Annotated in this window: 23 protein-coding genes and 4 pseudogenes; 11 read left to right on the top strand and 16 right to left on the bottom strand. The window is 62.0% G+C overall.

Annotated features, from left to right (window positions below; translation table 11 throughout):
- Positions 1 to 10 precede the first annotated feature (10 nt).
- The 14 genes and pseudogenes from B0G73_RS20270 to B0G73_RS20205 form a co-directional block, all read right to left on the bottom strand.
- Positions 11 to 1,697: pseudogene (locus B0G73_RS20270) on the bottom strand (cation acetate symporter).
- On the bottom strand, positions 1,694 to 2,017 hold the full coding sequence (locus B0G73_RS20265) for a DUF485 domain-containing protein (RefSeq protein ID WP_106283070.1): 324 nt from the start codon (positions 2,015 to 2,017) through the stop codon (positions 1,694 to 1,696). The pseudogene B0G73_RS20270 and the gene B0G73_RS20265 overlap by 4 nt, the downstream one beginning before the upstream one ends.
- 111 nt (positions 2,018 to 2,128) lie before the next feature.
- On the bottom strand, positions 2,129 to 3,115 hold the full coding sequence (locus B0G73_RS20260) for a nitronate monooxygenase family protein (protein ID WP_106283234.1): 987 nt from the start codon (positions 3,113 to 3,115) through the stop codon (positions 2,129 to 2,131).
- Positions 3,116 to 3,150: 35 nt separating this feature from the next.
- Complete coding sequence (locus B0G73_RS20255) at positions 3,151 to 4,359, bottom strand: CaiB/BaiF CoA-transferase family protein (RefSeq protein WP_106283069.1); 1,209 nt, start codon at positions 4,357 to 4,359, stop codon at positions 3,151 to 3,153.
- Between the two features lie 40 nt (positions 4,360 to 4,399).
- Positions 4,400 to 5,212, bottom strand: coding sequence for an oxepin-CoA hydrolase, alternative type (locus tag B0G73_RS20250; RefSeq protein WP_106283068.1), 813 nt, complete (start codon positions 5,210 to 5,212; stop codon positions 4,400 to 4,402).
- Positions 5,209 to 6,348, bottom strand: a complete 1,140-nt coding sequence (locus B0G73_RS20245; protein WP_106283067.1) for an acyl-CoA dehydrogenase family protein — start codon at positions 6,346 to 6,348, stop codon at positions 5,209 to 5,211. Before B0G73_RS20245 ends, B0G73_RS20250 begins: the two co-directional genes overlap by 4 nt.
- Positions 6,349 to 6,358: 10 nt before the next feature.
- Positions 6,359 to 7,567: pseudogene (locus tag B0G73_RS20240) on the bottom strand (acyl-CoA dehydrogenase family protein).
- 12 nt (positions 7,568 to 7,579) lie between these two features.
- Complete coding sequence (locus B0G73_RS20235; RefSeq protein WP_106283066.1) at positions 7,580 to 8,761, bottom strand: acetyl-CoA C-acyltransferase; 1,182 nt, start codon at positions 8,759 to 8,761, stop codon at positions 7,580 to 7,582.
- Positions 8,762 to 8,799: 38 nt separating this feature from the next.
- Positions 8,800 to 9,030, bottom strand: coding sequence for a hypothetical protein (locus B0G73_RS20230; RefSeq protein WP_106283065.1), 231 nt, complete (start codon positions 9,028 to 9,030; stop codon positions 8,800 to 8,802).
- 163 nt (positions 9,031 to 9,193) lie between these two features.
- Entirely contained in the window at positions 9,194 to 10,105 is a 912-nt protein-coding gene (locus B0G73_RS20225) for a LysR family transcriptional regulator (protein WP_106283064.1), read from the bottom strand.
- A gap of 95 nt (positions 10,106 to 10,200) precedes the next feature.
- Positions 10,201 to 11,220, bottom strand: coding sequence for a zinc-dependent alcohol dehydrogenase family protein (locus B0G73_RS20220; protein ID WP_181196602.1), 1,020 nt, complete (start codon positions 11,218 to 11,220; stop codon positions 10,201 to 10,203).
- A gap of 116 nt (positions 11,221 to 11,336) precedes the next feature.
- Positions 11,337 to 11,768, bottom strand: coding sequence for a tautomerase family protein (locus tag B0G73_RS20215; RefSeq protein ID WP_106283062.1), 432 nt, complete (start codon positions 11,766 to 11,768; stop codon positions 11,337 to 11,339).
- 201 nt (positions 11,769 to 11,969) lie between these two features.
- Positions 11,970 to 12,854, bottom strand: coding sequence for a 3-keto-5-aminohexanoate cleavage protein (locus B0G73_RS20210; protein WP_106283061.1), 885 nt, complete (start codon positions 12,852 to 12,854; stop codon positions 11,970 to 11,972).
- Positions 12,855 to 12,901: 47 nt separating this feature from the next.
- Positions 12,902 to 14,308 (bottom strand): NAD-dependent succinate-semialdehyde dehydrogenase, encoded by a 1,407-nt coding sequence (locus B0G73_RS20205; RefSeq protein WP_106283060.1) that lies wholly within the window; start codon positions 14,306 to 14,308, stop codon positions 12,902 to 12,904.
- Positions 14,309 to 14,472: 164 nt separating this feature from the next.
- On the opposite strand from B0G73_RS20205, the gene B0G73_RS20200 reads away from it, so the two are divergent.
- The 6 genes from B0G73_RS20200 to B0G73_RS20175 all read left to right on the top strand — a co-directional run bounded on the left by B0G73_RS20200 (position 14,473) and on the right by B0G73_RS20175 (position 19,290).
- Complete coding sequence (locus B0G73_RS20200; RefSeq protein ID WP_106283233.1) at positions 14,473 to 14,769, top strand: DUF1330 domain-containing protein; 297 nt, start codon at positions 14,473 to 14,475, stop codon at positions 14,767 to 14,769.
- Between the two features lie 275 nt (positions 14,770 to 15,044).
- Complete coding sequence (locus B0G73_RS20195) at positions 15,045 to 15,821, top strand: enoyl-CoA hydratase/isomerase family protein (protein ID WP_106283059.1); 777 nt, start codon at positions 15,045 to 15,047, stop codon at positions 15,819 to 15,821.
- Between the two features lies 1 nt (position 15,822).
- Positions 15,823 to 17,109 carry a CaiB/BaiF CoA-transferase family protein gene (locus B0G73_RS20190; protein WP_106283058.1) on the top strand — a complete coding sequence of 429 codons (1,287 nt, stop codon included), beginning with the start codon at positions 15,823 to 15,825 and terminating at the stop codon, positions 17,107 to 17,109.
- Between the two features lie 97 nt (positions 17,110 to 17,206).
- A complete protein-coding gene (locus tag B0G73_RS20185) occupies positions 17,207 to 17,827 on the top strand; it encodes a hypothetical protein (protein WP_258193386.1) in 621 nt (206 codons plus the stop codon).
- A gap of 373 nt (positions 17,828 to 18,200) precedes the next feature.
- Complete coding sequence (locus B0G73_RS20180) at positions 18,201 to 18,725, top strand: TetR-like C-terminal domain-containing protein (protein ID WP_258193385.1); 525 nt, start codon at positions 18,201 to 18,203, stop codon at positions 18,723 to 18,725.
- Between the two features lie 130 nt (positions 18,726 to 18,855).
- Complete coding sequence (locus B0G73_RS20175) at positions 18,856 to 19,290, top strand: PaaI family thioesterase (protein WP_106283056.1); 435 nt, start codon at positions 18,856 to 18,858, stop codon at positions 19,288 to 19,290.
- A gap of 137 nt (positions 19,291 to 19,427) precedes the next feature.
- On the opposite strand, the pseudogene B0G73_RS20170 reads toward B0G73_RS20175, so the two are convergent.
- Positions 19,428 to 19,613: pseudogene (locus B0G73_RS20170) on the bottom strand (SDR family oxidoreductase); the annotation flags it as partial.
- 42 nt (positions 19,614 to 19,655) lie between these two features.
- On the bottom strand, positions 19,656 to 19,937 hold the full coding sequence (locus tag B0G73_RS20165) for a hypothetical protein (protein WP_106283055.1): 282 nt from the start codon (positions 19,935 to 19,937) through the stop codon (positions 19,656 to 19,658).
- Between B0G73_RS20165 and B0G73_RS20160 the strand changes: the two genes are divergently transcribed.
- From B0G73_RS20160 to B0G73_RS41335, 5 genes and pseudogenes are all read left to right on the top strand, one after another.
- On the top strand, positions 19,936 to 20,178 hold the full coding sequence (locus B0G73_RS20160) for a hypothetical protein (protein WP_106283054.1): 243 nt from the start codon (positions 19,936 to 19,938) through the stop codon (positions 20,176 to 20,178). The two genes, B0G73_RS20165 and B0G73_RS20160, sit on opposite strands and share 2 nt — an antisense overlap.
- Before the next feature lie 10 nt (positions 20,179 to 20,188).
- Complete coding sequence (locus tag B0G73_RS20155) at positions 20,189 to 20,485, top strand: CsbD family protein (protein ID WP_106283053.1); 297 nt, start codon at positions 20,189 to 20,191, stop codon at positions 20,483 to 20,485.
- Between the two features lie 65 nt (positions 20,486 to 20,550).
- On the top strand, positions 20,551 to 20,925 hold the full coding sequence (locus B0G73_RS20150; protein WP_106283052.1) for a phage holin family protein: 375 nt from the start codon (positions 20,551 to 20,553) through the stop codon (positions 20,923 to 20,925).
- Positions 20,922 to 21,266, top strand: coding sequence for a hypothetical protein (locus B0G73_RS20145; RefSeq protein ID WP_258193384.1), 345 nt, complete (start codon positions 20,922 to 20,924; stop codon positions 21,264 to 21,266). Before B0G73_RS20150 ends, B0G73_RS20145 begins: the two co-directional genes overlap by 4 nt.
- Positions 21,238 to 21,465: pseudogene (locus B0G73_RS41335) on the top strand (IS3 family transposase); the annotation flags it as partial. The gene B0G73_RS20145 and the pseudogene B0G73_RS41335, both read left to right, overlap by 29 nt.
- Positions 21,466 to 21,670 lie beyond the last annotated feature (205 nt).

Genomic DNA, 21,670 nt, shown 5'->3' with positions numbered 1-21,670 from the left:
CGCTTGCGCTTCAATGGTCGACGGCCTTTATCGGCAGCAAGCCCGTCTGCCCATAGAACTCCTGCAACGCAAACGCTTCCTGCTCCCGCTGCGCGCGAGCACCGCGATCCAGTATCGAAAAGAGCCAGATTCCCCGCAAACGCTAGCGGCACCGAAACCAGCGCGGGATTGTCGAGAAACACGGGCGTATGCGCGTGATGCAGCACGTCGACCCACACCGATTTCGACAGCAGCGTCAGCAGCACGGCGGATATCAGGCCGAGCGCGCCGCCAACTACCGCGCCGCGCGTCGTCATGCCGCGCCAGAAGATCGACGACACCAGCACCGGGAAGTTCGCGCTCGCCGCGATGGCCGCCACGAGGCCGACCAGAAACGCCACATTGACGTGCTCGAAGAGAATGCCGAGGCCGATGGCGACGACGCTTAAAATCAGCGTCGCTGCGCGCGAAATGCGCATTTCATGGGCTTCATTCGGCTTGCCTCGCGCGAGCCAGCACGCGTACAGATCGTGCGAAACCGTGGTCGCGCCGGAGAGCGTGAGGCCCGCCACCACGGCCAGGATCGTCGCGAACGTGACGGCGGCGATGAACCCGTAAAACAGGTTGCCGCCCACGGCCTGCGCCAGCTTGACGGCAACCATGTTTGAACCACCCAGCAGGTCGCGCGTGAGATTGAAATGCCCGTCTGCCGCCGTCTTGAAGAACTCGGGATGCTGCGCGAGCAACGCAATCGCGGAGAAGCCGATAACAAACGTCAGCAGATAGAAGTAGCCGATGAACCCCGTTGCGATGAATACCGACTTGCGCGCCTCTTTCGCGCTCGGCACCGTGAAAAAACGCATCAGGATATGCGGGAACCCCGCCGTGCCGAACATCAGCGCGATGCCGAGCGACAGCGCGTTGAGCGGGTCCTTCAGCAGCTTGCCGGGCGCCATGATGCTGAGCGCGCCGGGATGAACGTCGACGGCGCGCCGGAACATCTCGTCGGGACTGAAACCGAACTGAGCGAGCGCGGTAACGGCCATGAACGTCGCGCCGCATAGCAGCAGCACGGCTTTGATGATCTGCACCCACGTGGTAGCCGTCATGCCGCCGAAAAACACGTAGACCACCATCAGCGCGCCGACAATCACTTCCGCCATCCAGTACTTCAAGCCGAACAGCAACTGGATCAGCTTGCCCGCGCCGACCATCTGCACGACCAGATAGAACACCACGACGACGAGCGATGTGCTCGCCGTCAACAGACGGATCGGCGCCTGCTCGAAGCGGTAGGCGACCACGTCGACGAACGTATATTTGCCCAGATTGCGCAAGGGTTCAGCGAGCAGGAACATCACAAACGGCCAGCCGACCAGAAAGCCGATCGAATAGATCAGGCCGTCGAATCCGAACAGATACACCATGCCGGAAAGGCCCAGGAACGACGCCGCGGACATGTAGTCCCCGGCGATCGCGAGCCCGTTCTGGAAGCCGGAGATACCGCCGCCGGCGCTATAGAAATCGCGCGTCGTGCGCGTTCTACGCGAAGCCCAGCGCGTGATGCCGAGCGTCACGAGCACGAACAGCAGGAACATGCCGATCGCCACCGGGTTCAGGTCGACGCGGTCAGCCACGGGACCTTCGATGCCCGACGCGCGAGCGAGCGCAGCTGTCGATGCGAGACCCGCGCACAACAAAAAACGAACGAGCTTCATGCTTCACTCTCCTGCGATGCGTTGACGAGTAGTGCGCGCATCGAAGGATCGAAGCTGCGGTTTGCGTGAAGCACGTACCAGGCGGTCAGCGCGATCGCCACCGCAATGATGCAGACGCCCACGAGTACGCCGATCGTGGTCGTCGCGCCCGCATACAACGGTCGCGCCAGCAGATGCGGCGCCACCGCGACGAACAGGATAAAGCCGTAATACGTGGCGATCATCAGCGCGGTAAGCGTGAAGCTGAATCGGCGGCGTGACGCGATGAGCCGCCGGTACGCGGGGCTCGCCTGGATTGATTCGATATGGGCTTGCTGCATGCGTTTGTCTCCTGCCTGCTGTCTGTTGTCTGTTGTCGGAACGAAATGAGCGTCTTGGGGCTCGATGCAACCGCGCCGCGGGCTGCTGTCGGCACCGCTTGCCTGGCAGCGTCAGTGGCTCGCCAGCCGTCCCATCGCCTGCCGCATGTCGCACTCGAACCGAAGCACGATGTCAGCAAGCGGTTCGATCCGGTCGGTGAAGGCGAGCGACTGTCCGGCGGAAAGCAATCCCTTCGACCAGTCGCCCGTCACATAAGCGTTGCGACCGATCTTGCCCGCGACCATCGGCATCAGGTCGGCAATCGTGATGTCCGGGTTCTGTGCCTCGAGTTCCTTCACGGCCGCCGTCGTCTCGTTGCGCAGCGTCCGCACGGTATTGCGCATGGACTGCATGCACAGATCCGTATCGGTCGGTCCGGCTTCCACCAGACGGCGCTTGTAGTCGTCGTGCGCCCAGATCTCTTCGGCCACGGCGAAGCGCGTACCGACCACCACGCCCGACGCGCCCATCGCGAGCGCCGCGGCAAGCTGCGAGCCGCGACCGATGCCGCCGCCGATCAGATAGGGAATGTCGAGGTGGCTCTCGGCCCACGCGGCGTTGACGAACGAGCCCACCATGTCGAGACCGGGATGTCCGCCGCATTCCGCGCCGACGATCGCCACGGCATCGACGCCGACAGCGGCAGCCTTGACCGCGAACCGGAGCGCGGGCACTTTGTGAAGCACCTTGACGCAGGCCGCTTTGAGCAGCGGCATGAATTCCTCGGGATTGCGCCCCGAGGTTTCGACGTACTTCACGCCTTCGTCGACGACCAGCTCGAACACCTCGCGCGTTTTCTCGCCCGGGACGAGCTTCGGCAGCATCGACACGTTGACGCCGAACGGGCCGCCCTCGCACAGTTCGCGGCAGCGCCGGATCTCGGCCCGCAGTGCATCAGGCTCAGGGAAGCTCGCGGCCGTGATGAAGCCGATGATGCCGGCACGCGAGGCGGCGGCGACATAGTCTGCATCGGCGAGCCACATCAGGCCACCGGCAACGATCGGCAGCCGCGTGCCGAACAGTTCGGTCACAGCATTCGTAAAAGCGGTTTGACTCATTGAACGGTCCTTGTGCAATAACGCGTGATCCAGCGTCACACGACGCCTTCTGCCTTCAGTTGCGAAAGCCGTTCGGCGGACAGCCCGAGCAGCGACTGGAGTACATCGTTCGTGCCTTCGCCGAGTTGCGGCGGGGCTGTGCGAACCGGAAGGCGCGCGCCGTCGAAGCGATATGGCGGCGCGAGCACATGCGTGCTGCCTGCTTCGGGATGTGTGTAGGTGGTCACGAGTCCAGCCTCTTCCGCTCGCGTCGAATTGAGCGCTTCGTGAAGGCCCGCGACCTCGCCGCAAGGAATGCAGGCTTGCGTCAAACGTTCGAGCAACACCGTGCGCTTGCGCTTCCTGATCTCTTGCTGGAGTTCGGATGCGAGCACTTCGCGGTGTGTGGTGCGGGAAATGTTCGTGCGAAAACGGTCGTCATCGGCGAGATCGGGACGCTCGATGACCTCGCGACAGAATCGCTCGTACTGGCGGTTGTTGCCGACCGCAATGACAAGCGGGCCATCCTCTGCATCGAATACGCCGTAGGGCATGATCGACGGATGCGAATTGCCGTAGCGCGGCGGATCCTCGCCCATGATCAACGCCTCCAGTCCGTAGTACGACGTGATCATCAGCCCGCAATCGAAGAGCGCCATTTCAATGTGGCGTCCCTTGCCCGTCTTCTGACGCTCGAAGAGTGCTGCGAGCACCGCCTGTGCGGAGTACATCCCCGTGAACAGATCGACGGCGGCTACGCCGAACTTGAGCGGCGGCTGATGGGCCTCGCCGTTGAGCGCCATCAGCCCGGCTTCGCCCTGAATGACAAGATCGTAGCCGGGACGCGCCGCTTCCGGCCCGTGCCGGTCGTAGCCGGAGATCGAGCAGTAGATGAGGTTCTCGCGTCCTTCCTTGAGTTGCTCATAACCGAGGCCCAGTTTCTCCGCGCCACCGAACTTGAAATTCTGGATCACGACGTCGCACTGCTGTGCCAGTTCGCGGGCGATCTGCTGGCCCTCTTCCGTTTGCAGATCGAGACACACCGATCGCTTGTTGCGGTTCACGCTGTTGAAGTAAGCCGTCTCGGTCGTGCCGACGCGGATGCCCCAATCGCGCGTGTCGTCGCCGCGCTTCGGATGCTCGACCTTGATGACTTCTGCGCCGAGATCGCCGAGCACCATCGCGCACCACGGCCCCGCCAGCACGCGGGATAAATCGAGAATGCGAACACCGGCAAGCGGCAGGGATGAATCGAGGTTCGACATGACAGATCCGGAATGACAAAGAGTGACGAAGGCGCCGCGTCTAGCACGAACTGGCTTCGGACGCACGGCGCAACGCCGAAAAATCGGCGGCGCGCTTATCGAAAAAGGCGTTGATGCCTTCGGCGGATTCATCGTCGCCAAGCGATTCCGCCATGTAATCGGCTTCGAGGTCGAGCTGCGCGTCCACCGTGTTTCCACCCGCGTGGCGGCACAGACTCTTGATCCGTGCGATCGCGCGCTCGGGTCCCGCCGCGAGCGATTGCGCGAGCGCCACGGCTTCCGACAGCGCGCTGCCCGGCTCGGCGAGTCGATTCGCGACGCCGAGTGCATGCATGCGTTCGCCCGTGACGGGCCGCCCCGTCAGACACAGCTCCGTCATCAGTTGCCGGGAGACGACACCGGACAGAAACGCCGTCGCCCCGCCGTCGGGCGACAGGCCCACCTTGACGTAGGCCACGGAGAACGACGCGTTGCGCGCGGTCACGAGCATGTCGCATGCGAGTGCGATCGAGAGCCCCGCGCCGGCTGCCGCGCCTTCGACTGCTGCGATCACTGGCTTGCCGCAGTCGCGCAGCGAGCGAATCATGTCGTGCAGACTTTCGATGCCCGCGCGCCGCTCGGACGGCGTCGCCAGGCGCCGCTGCGCCAGCCGTTTCAGGTCGCCGCCCGCGCAGAACGCGCCGCCCACGCCTGTCAGCACGATAGCGCCGACTTCCCGATCGTTTTGCGCCGCTTCGATGGCAGCTGGAAGCGCCGCGTACACCTCGGCTGTGAGCGCATTGCGTGCAGACGGATTGTTGAAGGACAGCACCTGCACCGCGCCTTCGCGGCGTGCAAGGATAGGTTCGTTCATCGTGATTCACTCCGGTTCAAGGTGATGTAGCGTTCGAGATGGTGGTCTTCATCGCCCAGTTGATGGTCGATCATCACGAGGCGCTTCGCGTAGTGGGCAAGCGGCAGTTCCCATGTCATGCCGATGCCGCCGTGCAACTGGATGGATTCTTCGGCGACCTGCGCACCGACGCGGCCGATCGTGTACTTCGCCGCCGACAGCGCGCGTTCGCGCTCTACCCGGCCCGCGCCAAACGCGGCGGCCGCATTGATCACCGCAGAGCGGGCCTGCTCGATATCCAGCAACAGATCAGCCATGCGGTGCTGCAATGCCTGGAAGCTGCCGATCGCGACGCCAAACTGCTTGCGCGTGCGCAGGTACTCGAGCGTGTGTTCCTTCGCGACGTCCATCGCGCCGAGCGCCTCGGCGCACAATGCGAGCACACCCGCGCCAATGCCGTACTCGAGCGTCGTGAAGCCCGCATCGCGTTCGCCGAGCAATGCCGTGTCGGGAAGACACACTTCGTTGAGGCAGATTTCGGCAGCACGCCCGCCGTCGATCTTTCCGTAGCCGCGCAGCGCGACGCCTTCCGTCTCGCGCGGAACGACGAAGAGCGAGATGCCCTCTTCGGCGTCGGCGGCACCGCTGGTACGCGCCGAGACGAGAAAGAAGTCGGCCTCGGCGCCCAGCTGGACGACAGCCTTCCTGCCCGTCAGCACCCAGCCATTCGAACTGCGCACGGCGCGCGTGGTCACCTTCGCGAGTTCGTAGTGCGAGCCGGGTTCGTCGTGAGCAAGCGCCGCAGCAGTGTGGCCTTCGATCAAACCGTCAATCAGCGCCTTCTGTGCGTCGCTGCCAGCCAGGGCCAGCGCGCGCCCGACCATCAGGGCGCCGAGAAACGGTTCGACCACGAGGCCGCGTCCGAGGCTCTCGAAGACAACGGCAATATCGAAACCCTTTCCGCCGAAACCACCGTCGGCCTCATCGAAGAGCGCGCCAACGATGCCCAGTTCCGCAAAGCGAACCCACAGTTCACGGCTGAAGCCCGAGTCGCTGCGCGCCAGTTCGTCGCGCTTCGCGAAGCCGTACTGCTCGCTCACGAAACGGTTCAGCGTATCCGCCAGCATGCGGCGGTCTTCGGTATGCTGGAAATTCATCGCGATCCTCTTACAGTCCCAGGATCATCTTCGAGATGATGTTCTTCTGGATTTCATTGGAGCCGCCGAAAATCGACAGCTTGCGGTTGTTGAAGTAAAGCGCGGCGGCGCTCGCGGCCTCGTCGGGGCCAATGGGCGCATCGTCATGGTCTTCGTGCAGCGCTTCTTCGACAAAGGGCTGTGCGTACGGCCCCATCGCGCGGCGCATCAGCGACGTCAGTTCCTGGCGAATCTCGGTGCCGCGAATCTTCAGCATCGAGCTTTCCGCGCCCGGCACACCGCCGCCCGCTACCGCGGCGATCACGCGCAGATTGGTCGTCTTCATGTTCTCCAGGTCGATTTCGACGCGGGCGACGCGCGCCGCAAAGAGCGGATCGTCGACGAGCGGACGGCCGTTGCGCGTCACGTTCTGCGCCGCGCGGCGCAAGCGCGCCAGCGCTGCGACCGAGAAGCCGACGCCCGCGATGTTGGTGCGCTCGTAGGTCAGCAGATACTTCGCGACCGTCCAGCCCCGGTTCTCCTCGCCGACCAGATTCGCAGCGGGCACGCGCACATCGGTGAAGAACACTTCGTTGATTTCGTGTTCGCCTTCGAGCGTGATGATGGGACGCACTTCGATGCCCGGCGAATTCATGTCGACGAGCAAGAAACTGATGCCCTCCTGCTTGCGTACATCCGTCGCCGTACGCACGAGGCAGAAGATCATGTTCGCGTGCTGGCCGAGCGTCGTCCACGTCTTCTGGCCGTTGACGATGTAGTGCTCGCCTTCGTCATCGATGCCGCGCACCGCGCTCGTCTTAACCGACGCCAGATCGGAACCCGAACCCGGCTCCGAATAACCTTGGCACCACCAGTCGGAACCATCGAGAATGCGCGGCAGCCAGTGACGCTTCTGCGCTTCGTCGCCGAACTTGATGAGCACAGGCCCCAGCATATTTACGCCGAACGGCACGATGCGCGGCGCGCCCGCCAGCGCGCACTCGTTCTCGAAGATGAACTTCTGCACGGCGTTCCAGCCCGGACCGCCGTATTGCTCGGGCCAGTGATTCGCGAGCCAGCCCTATTCGTTCAGGATCGCGTGCCATTCGGCCATGTCGTCGCGCGTGAGGCGCAAGCCGTTGCGCACCTTGCTGGAGAGCCGCGCGGGCAGTTTGTCGTTCAGGAAGCGCACGACCTGCTGGCGAAAGGCTTCCTCCTCAGGGGTGAAGTTCAAATCCATATGCTGTCTCTCTCAATAGATTTCGAAGAGGCCGGCGGCGCCCATGCCACCCGCAATGCACATCGTGACGACCGCGTACTTCACGCCACGACGCCGGCCTTCGATGAGGACGTGACCCGCGAGGCGCGAGCCCGTCATGCCGTACGGATGGCCGATGGAAATCGCGCCGCCGTCGACGTTGAGGCGCTCGGACGGAATGCCCAGGCGTTGCTGGCAATAGACCGCCTGCGAGGCGAATGCTTCGTTGAGTTCCCACAGGCCGATATCGCCGACCGTCAGCCCATGGCGTGCGAGCAGCTTTGGTACGGCGAGCACCGGGCCGATGCCCATCTCATCCGGCTCGCAGCCTGCTACCGCGAGACCCCGGAACGCGCCGAGCGGAGTGAGGTTCGCGCGCTCGGCGGCTTTCGCTTCCATCATCACGCAGGCCGATGCGCCATCGGAAAACTGCGACGAGTTGCCTGCCGTGATGAATTTGTCGGGGCCTTTGACGGGGGCGAGCTTCGCCAGCGCCTCAATGGTGGTGCCGGGACGATTGCAGGTATCCGCCGAGACCGTGACCTCACGCTGGCTGACGGCGCCCGTCTCCTTGTCGGTCACGGCCATCGTGGTCGTCACGGGCACGATCTCGTCGGCATAGCGGCCGGCGAGTTGTGCCTCCGCCGTGCGCCGCTGGCTTTCCACCGAGAAACGGTCCTGCGCTTCGCGGCTGATGCCGTAGCGCTGCGCCACGATGTCGGCGGTATCGATCATCGTCATGTAGAGCGAAGGCTTGTGCTCGACGATCCACGGGTCGAGCGCGGTCACGCCGTCTTCACGCGTACGGATGCTGGAGATGCTTTCGACGCCGCCCGCGATCATCGCCGGCGCACCGTCGACAACGATACGGCCGGCCGCCATTGCGATGGCCTGCAGGCCGGAGGCGCAGAAACGCGTCACCGTCGTGCCAGCGATCGACAGCGGCAACCCCGCACGGATCACCGTCTGGCGCGCGATGTTGCGGCCCGTGTTGCCTTCCGGATAGCCGCAACCGAGGATCGCGTCCTCGATCAGCTCGGGGTCGACGCCCGAGCGTTCGACGACTGCCCGCACCGCGAACGAAGCCAGCGTGGGACCGGGTGTGATGTTGAATTCTCCACGGTGCGCTTTGGTCAAGGGCGTGCGCGCGGTGGAGACAATGACGGCTTCTCGCATGGTCTGGCTCTGCAAAGTGGCATGAAGAATCGAACGGATCAGGCGGTGTGATTGAGGCTCGCCAGGGTGGCGCCGCGCTCGACGAGATCGACGATCAGCGGCGACGGCTGCCAGAACACCGGGTCCTGTTCGGCGGCTCCGATAGCGTCGCTCAGTGCGCACCGCACCGCGACGCCCAGCGCGTTGACGGGCGGATTGTCGACAGTGACGACAAGAATGCGGTTGCGCAGCTCACCCCTGACGGCGTGTCCGGCCGAGTGGGAAGTCATGTCCCGCGTCTCCATGTATTTCGTGTTGACTGATTGTTAAATGCGCAGCGCGCATTGACAATCCAACTGGCAGTTGACGAACTGTTAACTGAAAGTTGACACTGGATATGGGAGAGCCTTGATCGAGCGGGATGATGTGCCCGTCGGAGTGAAGCCCGGCGGTCTAGCTCCAGGCTTGCGCGAGCGAAAGGATTTCGGCGCGCAGGTAGTCGATCAGCGCTTGCGTCGCGGGCGACGGGTAGCGATTAGGCAGCGTCACGATATACAACGTGTTCTGCATGCCGGCTACGCGGAAATGCGGAAGGACTCGCGTCAGTTCGCAACTCATCGGAGCGAGCGGCACGTAGGCCGGCAACAGACCGATGCCCATGCCCTGACACACGGCTTCCGTCAGAAATGGATAGTCCGAAGACTGCAGCGCAGGCTGCATCGTGATCACGTGGACGTCTGTCTCGTCCTCGCGGTGCGTGAGCGTCATCGTGACGCGGCGGCCAGGATAAGGTGATGCGACCAGCGTCTGCTTTTCGAGGTCGCTCGGACAATCGATGGGACCGTGCTTGTCGACGTAGTCCGCCGACGCAACCAGATTCCAGTCGATCGAGCAGATAACGCGCGCCACGTAATCGAGCGGCGGCGTTGTCGTAATTCGTATCGCGACGTCGACTTCGGCTGCGATCAGGTCTTCGATCCGGTTGTTGAACGTGACCGTGAGCGCGATGTTCGGATGCATGCGCGCGAACTCCAGCAGCTTGCCGCCGAGAAACATCCTGCCGAAGCCCGTGGGCACGCTAATGCGAACACGGCCGCTCAACGTCTGTCCGAGGCTGTCGATCGAGGCCCTCGCCGTGCTCAGGTCTTCGAGCATGCGCTGTCCGCATTCGTACAGCGTGTGGCCGGCTTGCGTCAGTTCGAAACTGCGTGTGGAGCGGCGCAGCAGTTGCGCGCCCGTCTCGCGCTCCAGCAGCTTGAGCCGCTGACTGATGTTCGCGCGCGTCATGCCCAGTTTGCGTGCGGCGGCGCTAAGGCTACGCGACTCGACGATTTCGACGAACAGGCTGACCAGGTTCAGATCCATGATTTGACGGTGCGCGTGATTACCAGGCGATCGACTGCGGCCGCTTTCCCATTTCCAGAATAGGCCGCCAGTTTAAGCCAGCCGCGGCCAGGAGCTCAGCGCTGCGCGAACACCAGCAGCGGCTTGGCGTCGTGTGCGGCGCTTTCAGCAGCCACGAAGGCTTCATGTGCGCGCTCGAGGCTGTAGCGCTGCGCTGCCGGCGGCTTCAAGGTGCCCTCGGCCATACGATCGAGCAGACTGCGCAGCGTCTGGCTGGCTTCACTCACTCCTTTGCGTGCGAGCCACGAGAAGATCAGCCAGCCGCGCACCTCGGCAGCCGAATAGATCAACGCCGGGGCGAAAATCGGCATCTCGAACGCCGCCGGATCCGTCTGCCGATGCGACGACAAGGCACCGTAGACAAGCATGCGCCCATTCGTGGCCAACTGACGCGCAAGCGTGGCGCCTGTCTGGCCCGCGACGCAGTCGATCGCGCTTACGATGCCTTTGTCGCCAGTGGCCCTTTTCAGTTGCTCGGGCCAGCGTTCGTCAGCCGTGCATAACACGACGTCACCGCCCAGTGCCCGTATCTCGGCGACCTGCTCTTCACGGCGCACGAGGTTGATGGTGCGGAACCCCTGTGCCTTCGCGATCTGCAGCACGAGGCGTCCGACTGTCGAGCCCGCCGCGCTCTGGACCAGCCAGTCGCCGCGTTCGAGCTGATGCTCGGACATCGTCATCGCCCATGCCGTCATCGGGTTGATCAAGGCCTGCGCGGCGTCTTCGTCGGAGATTGCAGCAGGAACCGGTATCGCACGGTCGGCTGGACTGATGACCTGCTCTCGCCACGTTCCTGGCACGTCCAGCAGCACAACACGTTCTCCTACCCGCGTGCGTGACACGTCGCTGCCCACGGCGTCGATGACGCCGACGCCCTCTGACCCGGGCGACGCCGGAAGCACCGGCTGACGCTGACGGGCGAAACGACCACGAATCACGTGCAGGTCGGAGGGATGCACGGGTGCGAGAAGCATCTTCACGCGGACTTCACCGGGCCCGGGGGTGGGTTCGGGCAAATCACGCCAGTGGACTACCTCTGACGGCTCGCCGTTACGTTCGATTATCAAGGCCTTCATGTGCTCTTCCATACGGTCGGGAGAGACTGCGGCGAAAGCCGGACTTTCACCGCAATCGATTGGGTTCAGCGTGTCAATAGACTCAGCCCCAATAGCTTCAGACGAAGCTGATCGCTTCAACCTTCGCTCGGCTCATATGGCGACGCCCGGTTTTCGCGTTTCCATTTCTTTTCAGCTTCCGTATCGGGCCGAGGTGGGCGAATGCCGTCGATCAACCACAGTTGTTGCGGCGTTTCGCCGACATGCAGTTCGTAGTGGTAGCCCCGCTCCTGGACGAATGGCGCAATGGCAGCGTTCGCCTTGCGCAGCCACGACTCCGTCCACGCGACGTCGTTGGCGATATGTCTGGCGAAATGATCCAGTCGGATTCTGACGAAATCGCCTCGCGACTCACCTCCCATGAAAAAGGAGTCTTTCGGCTGTTCATGAAACAGAACGCCGACGTAAAAGGGAGGAATGATGTAGATACCGGTGATTCGTTTCGCCATCTCCTGCTTGTCTTCAGCCGTGTAGGCACCGGGGGGATGATAGATATTCCACAAAGGCATTTTTGTCTCCATACATCAATAGATGCCGCGTTTCTTATGTCAGAACATCCAGTTGTCTTGAAAGACAAGGCGAACCAGACATGAGCGACGCGGCGTGATAGATAGCCCAAGGATAGGCTACCGTTTGAAATCAATGCTTTCGCAATGCAGCATTGATGGCGACTCGTCACATAGAAGTGCAATCGCATCGTCGCACCCGTTCTAGTGGCGACGGGGAAGGCCGAGTATGCCGCGCGCCTCGTCGGGTGTTGCCACCTCCCCGCCGATGCTTTTGACGATACTGACCGCGCGTTTCACCAGCGCCGCGTTGCCCGGCGCCAGTTCCCCTTTGGCCAGATAAAGGTTGTCCTCCAGGCCGACGCGTACATGTCCGCCGAGAATCACGCTTTGCGCCACGATTGGAAACTGGGCACGCGAGATGCCGAATGCCGACCAGCGGGCATTCGCGGGCAGATAGCGTTTCATCTGCAGAAGGCTCTCGGTATCGGCGGATGCGCCCCAGGGCACGCCAAGACACAACTGGAACAACGGCGCCTGCAGGATGCCTTGCGTTTCGATCAGATGGCGAGCGAGGCGCACGTGGCCCAGATCGAATACCTCGAGTTCCGGCTTCACGCTGGCTTCTTCAATCAAGGTTGCCATCTTGATCAGATGGTCGGGCACGTTCACGAATGCGCGATTGCCGAAGTTCATCGTTGCGATGTCCAGCGTGCAGATTTCCGGGCGCAACTCCAGCACATGCCGCACGCGCGCCTCGGGCGTCATCATCGTGCTGAGTTCGCTTCCCCGGTTCGGGTCCTCGTCGCTCGGAACGAAACGCGCCCCCGGTCCTGTCGTCAGGTTGATCAATATCGGGCATCCACTTTTGCGGATGCGCGCAACGACTTCGCCGTAGTGCGCCAGCTCAGTGCTTGGCGCGCCGGTCTTCGGGTCACGAACGTGAATGTGCGCGATGCTCGCGCCCGCTTCACATGCAGCAATGGCCTCATTGGCAATCTGCTCGGGCGTTACCGGAACGGCGGGGTTCACGCGCTGGGTATCGTCGCTGCCAGTGAGTGCACAACTGATAATCGTCTTGCTCGTCATGGTGTCTGTTCAAGAAGAGAAAAGAATCAGGCGCTGCAATCGCGCGCTCAGGCGGCCCGCGCGGGGCCGAACGGTGAAGCGCCGACGGGCGCAACCCGGATCAGCTTCTTGTTGACGAATTCGTCGAAGCCCAGCAGAGACAGCTCTCGCCCAAAACCTGAGCGCTTGATGCCGCCGAACGGCAGTTCCGCCGACGTGCCGAACGGCTGATTGATGAACACCATGCCACTGTCGATCTGTGCGGCTACTTGCTCGCCGCGTTCGGTATCGGCCGTAAACACTGACGCACCGAGACCATAAGGCGTCCCATTGGCTAGCGCGATCGCAGCCGCTTCGTCCTCGACGACATAGAAAGCGGCAACCGGGCCGAACAGTTCTTCGGCGAAGATGGGGTTCTGCGGCGAGATGTCGGTGAGGACAGTCGGTTGCAAATAGAAGCCCGGACGATCGACACGTTTTCCGCCACACGCAATGCGAGCGCCATGCGAAGCCGCGCGATCGATCTGCTCAAGCAGCAACTGCAACGCGCGCTCCGACGAAAGCGGTGCGACGGCGGTCGCCGGATCGGCTGGATCGCCCGTCTCGAGCTCTGCCATCCGCTGCGTGAAGCCCTCCAAAAAAGCGGCACCGCGTTCCTTGCCGACCACGATAATGCGCTTGGAGCCCACGCAGCATTGACCTGCATTGAGCATGCGGCCTGCGACCGCGCTTTGGATCGCCCAATCGAGCGGCGCATCGTCGAGCACGATGAACGGATCGCTGCCGCCCAGTTCGAGAACGACCTTCTTCAGATTGCGGCCCGCACGCTCGGCGACGGCGGCGCCGGCGCGCTCGCTGCCCGTCAGCGTTACACCCTGCACGCGCGGATCGTCGATGACGCGGCCAGCCTGTTCGATCGAGATGAACAGATTCGTATAGACGCCTTCCGGCGCGCCCGCTTTCTCGAACAGCCGGGCGAACGCCAACGCAGATTGCGGGACGCTTTCCGCATGCTTGAGCAGCAGCACGTTGCCGACCATCAATTGCGGACCCGCCACACGCGCAATCTGGTAGTACGGGAAATTCCACGGCTCGATGCCGAAGAGCACACCGATTGGCTCGATATGCACGGCAGCACCGGGCGCTTCATCGAGCGCGCGCGGTTGCAGATAGGCGTGCGCGTGTTTTGCGTAGTAGTCGAGAATGTTTGCCGCCGACTCCACTTCCTTGCGCGCTTCGCCCCTTCGCTTGCCCATTTCCAGCGTCAGATAGCCCGCATATTCGTCGGCCTTCTCGCGCAACAGCATCGCAGCGCGCGACACGATGCGAGCCCGGTCGCTGACGGGACGACGACGCCAGTCGGTTTCAAAAGCGCACTGCGCGGCAGCGAGTTTCGTTTCGAGCGACTCGTCGGATATATCGTCGTAGGTGGCGAGCAGTTCGCCGCTTGCAGGATTGATCGTCGTGTACGGCATGAAGTTCTCCGCAAAAAAGTTGGCAATGAGTCATCGCGTTGACCAATGCTAACATCGTTAACACATTCGACGACCAGCTTTTTTGGCCAGGAAAAACCCTCATTGATATTAATGTTAACGCCGTTACTATTGTCGTGTATCTTCTTCAAATATGGGAAGGCGAAATGGCAAAGGGATATTGGGTGGCAGCGTATCGGGCGGTCCATGACGCGAGCAAACTCGCGGCGTACGGCGTCCTCGCGACACAGGTAGTGAAAGCAGCGGGTGGAAAATTTCTGGTGCGAGGCGGCGAAGTCGTTGCGTTTCAGGCTGGCATAAAGGAACGGACCGTCGTGGTCGAATTCCCGAGCTTCGATCAGGCGCTCGCTACATTTCAGAGTGAGGCATATCAGGAAGCTCTTGCCGTATTGGGAGACGGCGCCGAAAGAGACGCGCGCGTCGTGGCAGGCCTCGATGATTGAAATGCTCGTCCGCTCCCCGCTGTGGACTTCCGGAGAACGTTTTGGCTTGTGAACAAAAATCGCTGCGGACTTTGGTCGAGCATTGGCTTCCCTCCTGCACAGGCTCGGCCCGCGATGGGCGCCAGCTGTGCCTTGACTCATTGACATTGATCAACCACCGGAGCTGGGAGGCGACCCTATTCGAGTTAATGCCGGCGCTATTTTTTTGACTAAATATTATGCTTGTTAACATACAGGCATGCGAGAGATACAAATCTGAAGAACCCGGAGCAAAAATGGACGAAGCAATTGTTCAGACGGAAATCAAAGGCCACGTAACGGTCCTTACGATGAACCGCCGACCGCACAATCTGATGGGCCCGACGCTGTATCGCGCGCTACTCGATGAATTCGACGAGGCGGTCAAACGCCGCTCGCGCGCGATCCTGCTGCGCAGCGGTCTGCGGCATTTCTCGGCCGGCGCTGAAGTGGCGCTCTTTCCGGATCGTATTGCCAAACAAGGCAAAGCACTGATGGATCCGCTCGAGGTGCTTCGTGGCTTCGAAAGCCTTCCGATTCCCATCGTTGTCGCGGTGAACGGCACCTGCCTCGGCGGTGGCTTCGAAGTGGCGCTCGCCTGCGACTTCAGCGTCGTCGCCGAATCAGCCAAGATCGGCTCGGTCGAGGTCGCGCTCGGCTTGCACCCGCTGCTCGGCGGCATCCAGCGTCAGGTGATGCGTGCCGGTCCGGCGCGTGCGAAAGAGCTCGCGTTGCTCGGTCGTCGTTACGACGCGGCGACGCTCGAACGCTGGGGCTTGATCAATCTCGTCGTGCCCGACGACAAGCTCGATGAAGTGGCGTTGTCCGTCGCTCAGGAACTGGCGGCCGGCCCGACCGTCGCGCATGCCGCCACCAAGCAGCTAGTACGGGTCGCGGTCAACGAAGGCGTGGCCGCTGCCGACGAGGCGATGTTCGAACTGCAAAAGCCGATCTGGGCGTCGCAGGATCTAAAACGTGGACTGGAGGCCTTCGACAAAGCCGGCCCCGGCACCGCTGTTTTCGAAGGGAACTGACATGACCGGACCGCTCGAAGGACTCAAGGTCGTCGACTTTTCCCGCGTGCTGGCCGGCCCGCTGTGCGCGCGGACGCTAGCCGATCTCGGTGCTGACGTCATCAAGATCGAGCCGCCTCGGCCCGACGTATCGCGTGCCGCGTTCCCGAATCGTGACGGCATGTCCGGCTACTACGCCCAGCAAAATAGCGGCAAGCGCAATATCAGCATCGATCTGAACGCGCCGGGCGCGCGTGAGTTCGTGCTACGCCTGTGCGACGAAGCCGACATTGTCGTCGAAAACTTTCGAGCCGGGACACTCAAGGGTTTCGGACTCGACTACGACACGCTTTCCCGCCGCAATCCAAAGCTGGTCTATGTATCAATCACAGGCTATGGCCAGCGCGGTCCGTGGGCGTCGCGCATGGCTTACGCACCGACCGTGCAGGCCGAAACGGGATTCACGCACAACACGTTGCGACATTTCGACAGTGCAAGCGAGGGCCGCAGATGGACCGATCCCCTATCGCATGCGGACGTCTATGCGGGACTGCAGGCGACCATCGCCGTGCTCGCGGCAGTGCGCAAGCGTGAAGTCACTGGGCGCGGCCAGTATATCGACGTGGCCATGGCGGCAGTGATGCTGTCGATCAACGAGCGCGCGCACCTCGATCTCGCGAGCGTCGATACGGGCGCCGAACCGGGCATCCTCGGCGCCGCCGATGGACCGCATTTCGTCGGCCCCGGTGGCGAAGAGTTCGTGGCGGCGCAAAGCATCGTCGGCAGCAACACGTTTCCGAACTACTTGCGCGCCATGCGCCGTATGGACCTTGCACAGGACCCGCGTTTCAGTACCGCTGAGCGCCGCCTGCAGAACTACAAGGCGCTGCACGCGGTGATCCAGACGTGGATGCTGTCGTTCCGCGATCTCAAGTCGCTCGATGCGCAACTCGACGAGGCCAAAATCGCGATGGGGCAAATTCGTACGCTGAAAGAACTCGCCGAGACCGATTGGGCAAAGCAATGGGGTGCTGTACACGAGATTTCGGATCGTCGCGGCGGGTCGTATCTGATACACGGCTATCCATGGAACTTCTCCGATGACGAGCTTGGCATGCGCAGCGCGCCCGCGTTTCGCGGCGAGCATAACGAGCAGGTGTTCCGCGAAGCAGGAATGGCCGATAGCGAAATACGCCATGCAATCGATACCGGCGTTCTGGTCGGCGGCCCAGTACCGTCCGCAACGAAGATCGGGGCCACCGTTCTTTCGCAAGCGCGTGAGTTACAGAATGTGACGGAAGATCTTTGATCGCCGCGATATGCGTCGTAGTACCTGTATCGACACAAGACATCGGAGGACCGAATGGAAGTGGTCAATCAAGCCCGTCAAGAGGAGGCATCGTCTGATGACGACGCCCTCCTTCCCCACCATCTGGATCTTGAGCGCCGCCTACTTTAGCCTGCTGGCCGCTACCGCCGCACTGTTTTTCTTCTCCCCGACGATACTGCGTGAAGCGGGATTCGGCGGATTCAAAGAGATCGGCCGTGCGGTCGCTGGTGCCTGCGCATTGGGGGCATTGGGCAATGTACTTATCTGCAGCATCGGGGGCAGTGCGCAGCGTCGCCGGATCTTCTGTGCGCTGGCGTCGGTCTTTACTGCTGTGAGCCTTTCGGCGCTCGTTTTCGTATGGCATGGCAGTACGACCGCGACGTTTTTCCTGCTAGTTCTTGGTTTCGCGGGAACGGGAGCCGGTATAACGCTCTTCTGGCAAATGTCTGTCGGTCTTCTCAGCGGCAAGTCGATGGTGGTCGGCGTGCCATTGATCAGTTCCGTCGCCAACATCGCCGGCTTCGTTACACCGTTTCTGATTGGATATGTCCGCGACGCGACGGGCACTTACGCGAGCGGGTTCATTATGATCGCCTGCGTCCAGGCACTCGGCGTCGTGGTGCTTCTTTTCGGCGTGCAACGCATTGTCAGGAAGCGATCGCCCGTTGACGATGTATCGGTTCGATGCCCAATGTGATGAGAAGATGCCGGCGTGGGCGCGCAGGTACTCGTGGTGGGCCCACCGGCAGCCTACCGAGCCATCACGCGGCTAGAATGCCCGTAGCGGACTACGGTTGTCAGCGCGCGATCAGCAATACTGCGTGCCTCTTCGCGCAGAATATATAATCGATTCCTTGTTTTACTCCACGAACGAAGGCCACGTGAGTCCCAAGTCACCTATCGCGAAGAATGCGGATTACCACCACGGCAATCTCCGCAACGCGCTCATCGAAGCGGGGCGCAGTGCGCTCATGGAAGTATCCGCACAGGACTTGAGCCTGCGTTACCTCGCGCGCATGGTGGGCGTATCGGAAGCCGCGCCCTCGCGTCATTTCTCGGGTATCGACGAATTGCTGGCGACGATCGCGGCGAGTGGTTATCGTGATCTCGCTGCGCTGCGCGTTGCGATCCGTGACAGCGAAGATACGGCGCTTTCCAAAGCGTACCGGATGATGCGGGAGTATGTTGAGTTCGCACAGCGCCACAATGGACTGTTCGGCCTGATGATCGGTCCTCGCATCGTCGCGCATCAGGCGTATCCAGAGCTCATCGAGCAAAGTAACCGGTCTTTTGGCTTGTTTTCCGAAACGATCGAGGCACTGGCGATCGAAACTGGCTGGTCCCAGGCCGATCTGAAGCTGGTGACGCACGCCGCGTGGAGCATGGAACATGGTCTCGCCACGCTCATCCTGGCAAATCGCGCACCACGAGCTGACACAAAAGTCTCAATCTCAAAGCTGATCGATTTTGTATTGATGACCTTGCTTAGCGCGATCACGGCCGGTCCGGATCACCTCGAGCGCGTGATCCAGCAATGCGAACTCTCCGGAAAGAAAGCGGTGTCGCGCACGGCTCGCAAACGCGCCAAAGCGTAGTCATCGCCGCTATTGTCCTGATGTCAAGTTTCAGTTAACAGCGCGTTAACTCCGACGACGTTCAATTCCGCGCCAATACATCTACACTTCGAAGCGAATATTCAAACGCAAAGGCGTTTCGGAGGAAGGGATGCAACCATTGGAAATGAGCGGTCTTGAATTGCTGCGTGCAACTGCCTCGGGCCAATTGCCTCGCGCTTCTATGGGAGAGACGATTCCCATGTCGTTTGCCGAGGTCGATGCCGGATATGTGAAGATGACAGCGCGCGCCAGCAGCCAGCATCTGAATCCTCTAGGCGGGGTACACGGCGGCTTCACGGCAACCGTACTGGATTCCGTGACCGGTTGCGCCGTACATTCGATGTTGGAGCCAGGCGTCGGGTATGGCACGATCGACCTGCAAGTGAAAATGTTGCGACCTGTGCCGCGCGATCAGGACGTCGTGGCGGAAGGCAGAACGGTCCATCTCTCGCGGAACATCGCAACCTCCGAAGGTACGTTGAAGTCTCTCGACGGCAAGCTGCTCGCCACGGCAACGGCTACCTGCTTCCTGAAGAGAACCTGAGCCACTCCGACAATGCCCCCGCGGTAGCAGATGGCGAGAAATGCCGTGTGTGACGCGGACGCCTCTCGTAACGGCGCTTGCACATCTGTCGCACGAGATTAGAAACCAGTTCGAGCGCCAGTTCGGCGGCGCCGACCGATCCAGCTTTCGTACATCGCCTGATCTGCGAACAGGGCGCCGGCGAATTTGGTTTTGGTGAGGCCCGGCAGCAACGCATTCACGCGAATGCCAAGCGGCACGCACTCCTTGGCGAATGCGCGCGTCATGTAGACCACGGCCGCCTTTGTACCTTGCGGCGCCTGCGTGACGCTAGCGCCCTGCATCGCCGGCCCTGATCGTGCAGCCCCTACACCACTTGCTCCCGCCTAATGGGTTGCACCCGTGTCTTGCGCGGGTCCGGTCGCCGCACAGGTCGACATCAGCGCGGCAACTGTGAAGTTTCTGAAGCGCAAGTCCATATTCGTCCCCATGGTCACGCGTTCATTGATGTGCGGGCGTGTCGACTCGACAAAGCGCTGCTGACACAGGAGCTTTTTCCATAGCGGCAGCCCGAAATCGCCGGATCCTCCCTCACGCGATCTGATGATCGCCGTGGCCAGGATACAAGCCAGCGGGCGCAACGCTTTGCCGCGGCGATCACTTTCCATGTTCGATCCGTTAATGGACGGGACCGGTATTTTTGTTACCTACGACGAAATCGCGATGGAGCGCCGACTTTGGAAAGCGCAAGCGCTGCGAGCGCGCGTCAACGAATTGCCGAATTGGGCCCGGATTTTGCGCAGCATCTTGCACGCCTCCCGCTGCCGATCCAGTGCTTTGCGCAGGGGCGTGGTTCACGACATTCAAACGAGCGCATTGTTTCGGTGCGGCCTGATCGCACCGACCTGAGGAGCAGACCATGGAAACGACAAACGGAGAAGGAACTGAGAAGGAAGTCGCCGGCGATTTGCAGCCAGCCGCCGGGGACCTGCTCGGCAATGTCGGCGCGCAAGTTAGCGAAACGGCAAGCGAATTGAGTGGCAAAGCGCAGCAACTCTATGCCGACTTTGTGGATGTCGTACGCGAATCTACGGTGGAGCGGCCGCTCGCGGCGCTGGCAATTGCCGCCGGCGTCGGATTCATCCTCGGGGCGTTACGCGCGGCAAATCGCTCGAGGCCCGATAACAGCCGAAGCGACTGGAGAGATCGGGAGTAAGGCCATTTACATCAGGTGGCGCGCCAGGGCGCTTCCACAACAAGCCGACCTCGAGGAGTTCCGCAATGTCCATGCGTTCGAAAGTCACGAAGTGGCGAAACGTCGGCAGATTTTGCGTCGAGCGAGCCACCGATTATGGTGAGTTGCTTGGGGTCGAACTTGAGGAGACCAGGACGCGCCTGGTCCGCGAGTTGAGCGCACTGGTTGCCCTGGCCGTCGCCGGGCTGTTCACACTGTCGTTCGTGTGCATTGCGATCATCGCGACCGCGTGGCGTACACCGTACTTTCTCCAGGTGGTATGGGGCGTTGCCGCGACGTGGCTGGTGGTTTCCGTGATTTCTTTGCTCTTCGTCCGCGCCCAGAAACCTGGACGCTCGCTTCATCTTTTGCAGAGAGAAATCCGGAGCGATCTCGACACGTTAAAGGAGGCGCTGAAATGAACCGCACCGTTAGCATCAGGGAAGCCGAGACCGCCATCCTGCTGCGCATGGCGGAAACACGCGCAGGGCTGCTACTGGCAAATAGCCTCCCACCATCGACCCCGAGCATACGGGGACAGACGCGCTCTCCTGCGCTTGGCCTCGTCGTCTCGCTGACGGAGGCGCCGCGCGTCACGCTGCTGCTGGCGCTATGCGTCGGCGCCATCGTCCTCGGACCTCGCCGGACTGTCGTCGTTGCCGGCCGCTCCGGGATCACCGCATGGCTCGGAGGCACCGTCCGGAAGGTCTTGCGCGGCGAAACCCAGGCTGCAGCGGCAGACAGTCGGTCACGAAGTGCATGATGCGGCGTCGGCTGAACTGGCTGCGTCGCTGATGCGACGTCCCAGCGTGGCGGAGCGCGTGGCAAGGACGTCCGCTGCTGCACTGCGATAACGGCAGCCGGATGAAGGGCGCGACGATGCTCGCCACCCTGAGAAACCCAAGGGCGTGGCCTCGTTCAGCCGGCCCCCGGTGAGTGACGACAACCCGTTCGCGGAATCGCAACGGAAAGAACTAAAACCGGTTGCTTGAAGTGATGCGACAACTGGCGCCGGGCCAACAAGACAGGACCGGCACCAAGGCGTTCCGACGTTGAAATATCGTGCGGAAATGCGCTTTAGTTGATTCGGCGATGAAGATGCGGTCGGGCGCGTCTTCATCGCTTTTCGTTGGTACTCGGCCGCCTGCCGGACTGATTCTGGCCCGG

This window comes from Paraburkholderia sp. BL25I1N1 (assembly GCF_003002025.1).
In the GTDB taxonomy this organism is placed as follows: Bacteria; Pseudomonadota; Gammaproteobacteria; order Burkholderiales; family Burkholderiaceae; genus Paraburkholderia.
The sequence above is the reverse complement of the archived record's forward strand: the minus strand, read 5'-3'. Positions and strand labels throughout refer to the sequence as shown.